At 44.5% G+C, this 2,822-nt stretch carries 1 protein-coding gene and 1 pseudogene; both read right to left on the bottom strand.

The features are described 5' to 3' along the window. Positions 1–107: 107 nt before the first annotated feature. Positions 108–629: an inosine/xanthosine triphosphatase gene (gene yjjX, locus BCT81_RS21005; RefSeq protein ID WP_004739492.1), complete on the bottom strand. Its 522-nt coding sequence runs from the start codon at positions 627–629 to the stop codon at positions 108–110. Beyond that, positions 592–2,822 (bottom strand): annotated as a pseudogene (locus BCT81_RS21000) (EAL domain-containing protein); the annotation flags it as partial. The gene yjjX and the pseudogene BCT81_RS21000, both read right to left, overlap by 38 nt.

Genomic DNA, 2,822 nt, shown 5'->3' with positions numbered 1-2,822 from the left:
GAATAGCGAGAGTGCGAATTGAAAAAAAACGCTAACTGAGGGTTAGCGTTTTTTAGTTTCTAGAGCTTGCAATCGAGCTGCTAGAAAGCTTGAGAAGCATTCATTGGTTAAGCCGAGAAATGCTCAGGGTTCACAAATGGGATCAGCGCTAAGATTAACGCTTGGTGATAGACCGAGCTACGTGAAAGCTGGTTATGTGTCAGTAAACCAATCGCTCCACCTTTTTGTTTGATATTGTCAGTACCAAACACTTCATCCATCACATCCCCAAGTTCGTTAGCGTGTTGTAGCTTTTCAAGAACGGCGGGTGGCAGCATCAGGCTTGCCGAGCGAGATTCTCCACGTTGACCATTTGATTCAATCACCATCCAAGCAAAGGTGACACCGCCTTCGATTCCCGCTTCTAACCCGACATAGAAATCCGCATTAGGTTGCTGTTGTGTTGCATTGTGCACACGGTTCACAGCACCTTGATAGGTTTCATCATTACTCATAGGCTGATCGGCAACACCACTTGGCACACTTACACCCGTGAACTCAAACTCGGTGTTGGGAAATGCAGAGACAAAAGCACTTTTGACAGCATTGATCTTAGCGGGGTTTAGCGAGGCGATGATGACAGATTTCATGTGTTCGATTCTTATAGTCGGTTGATTCAGTTGGTACGTGTTAATCGTTCTGTTGCTGCTTAAATCGCTGTTGGTGTTCTTGATACCAGTCACTCAGCTCATTGAGAGGCATAGGCTTACCAAAGTAGAAACCTTGCAGCATGTCGCAATGCGCGTCTTGTAGCCATTGGTGCATCTCTTTGGTTTCGATACCTTCAGCAGTCACGGTTTTACCTTGAGCGTGACACAGTCCGATCACGGGTTTAACTATGTTCTGATTATCTGTTTCGATCAAGGCTTCCAAGAAACCTTTATCCAATTTGATTTTTTGCGTCGGGTACTCAACCAATTGAGTTATGGATGTGTAGCCCGAACCAAAATCATCAATAGCTAATCGGTAGCCCATTCGAGCGAGTTCGTTGAGTAGCGGAAAGCCATGCGAATTTGAATAGAAGGTCTCGGTGATTTCAAAATCAATCAAGCTTGGTGGAATACCATTAATCTTGGCATGTTGCTCAATGAAATCTGCGAGGTGCGTAGTCTCTATCCCAGCGGAAGACAGGTTAATGGACAGCTGAATTGAGTGATCAAATTGAGCCTGAAGCTGATGGAAAGAAGCAAAGGCATTCTCGATAACCCAGCGATCGACAAGTTCGAATAATCCAGTTTGCTCAGCAATAGGAATAAACTCATTGGGAGCTACTGTACCAAGCAGTTCTGATTCCCAGCGTAGCAGAACTTCTACTCCAATTACTTGGCTTCCTGCAGCATCCATATATGGCATATAAACGAGTTTAAACTCTTCATCAAAGTTCTGATCTCTCAGAGCCCGTTCAATATTGGCTTGACGTTGAATGGTTTTATCCAAGTCTAACGAGTAATCCGCGAACTGATTCTTACCAGCATGTTTCGCTTGGTACATGGCGGTGTCAGCGTTTGAGAGTAGTTTCTCGATGGTATGTCCATCATTTGGATAGGTCGCGATACCAATACTCACTGTTATTGGAAAGCTTCCTGAGTCGGTGATGAACCCTTTTTGTAGTGGAGCTAGTAACTTTTCAGAGAATTGATGCGCAATATTATCGGCATTCGCTGGGGCATTGATATAGATAACAAACTCATCGCCCGACAAGCGTGCAGGCATGCAGTGAGCGCTGTCGCTCTGTTGAAAAAAGTCACATAAAGCGGTGATGCGCTCTGCAAAAGAAACCAGTATTGAATCCCCAATCTGGTGTCCGTATTTGTCGTTCACAAACTTAAAGTTGTCTAAATCGAGATAGAGTACCCAGGTATTGTTTTTCGAGTCAGGGGCTGGCAGAGACTGTTGCACAAACGACTGAAATTGAAGTCGATTGGGGATTTGCGTTAGCTGGTCATTCTCTGCCAACACTTTGGTCTGTTGGTAGGTATTATCGAGCTCTTGGTACATGTCATAAAAACGTTGTGACAAGCGGCCTAATTCATCATTGGTACCTAAGCGCTCAATGTTCTTTCTTTGTTTTTTTTCGACCTGTTGCAGCTGCTTATCCAAGCGCGTGATTGGATTAATCACACAGCGGGATAAAAGCATGAGCAATAAGCCCACACTGACAAAGGCAGACAGAGCAAAAGACACGCTGAGCTCATTCCAGATGGATTTGAGTTTGTTGTCCAACAAAAAATGAGCGGGATCGAGTGTTGCGTAAAACTCAGGCCCTAGCTTTACTGACTGAGTTAAGCCATTTCCTAGGGATATCGGCTCATCGGTAAAGAAAAGGCTAGTTTGATAGTCAAACTCTATCTGTTTTCGTAGTGAATTAAACTTATCGAGAGAAACAGATACGACGAGAAAAAACACATCGTTGAGTTGTTCGCTTATCGGAGCGGAAACGCTCTTTTTATCGAGTACTTCATAGTGAACAAGCACACCTTCACCCTGCGAGTTTTGGATGTAGTCAGTACCCGAAGTTGCTCGTTTTTCTTGGTATTGATGCTCAACGAACTCTAAGACTTTAGGGTCCATCTCTGCAAAGGGATCACGGCTATTTTCGGCGTAGTAGCTGACGGTACCATCGCCGTCGAGAAGAGCAAGGCCAGTAAAGCTATCGTCGCCATCTTGTAATAACTTTATCGTCTCGTGTAGATCATCAATGAGTGCGAGCTCTTGGCTAGGGTTCTCTTCGGCCAAGAAGAAGCGTTTAATCATGTCACTTTTAGTCAGCGCATAAGAATAGC

The sequence above is a fragment of the Vibrio sp. 10N.261.52.A1 genome, from assembly GCF_002876325.1.
GTDB classification, from domain to species: Bacteria; Pseudomonadota; Gammaproteobacteria; order Enterobacterales; family Vibrionaceae; genus Vibrio; species Vibrio chagasii.
The sequence above is the reverse complement of the archived record's forward strand: the minus strand, read 5'-3'. Positions and strand labels throughout refer to the sequence as shown.

Coding starts and splice junctions, on each gene's coding strand:
- yjjX (WP_004739492.1), bottom strand. CDS start 629: ATGAAATCTGTCATCATCGCCTCGCTAAACCCCGCTAAGATCAATGCT.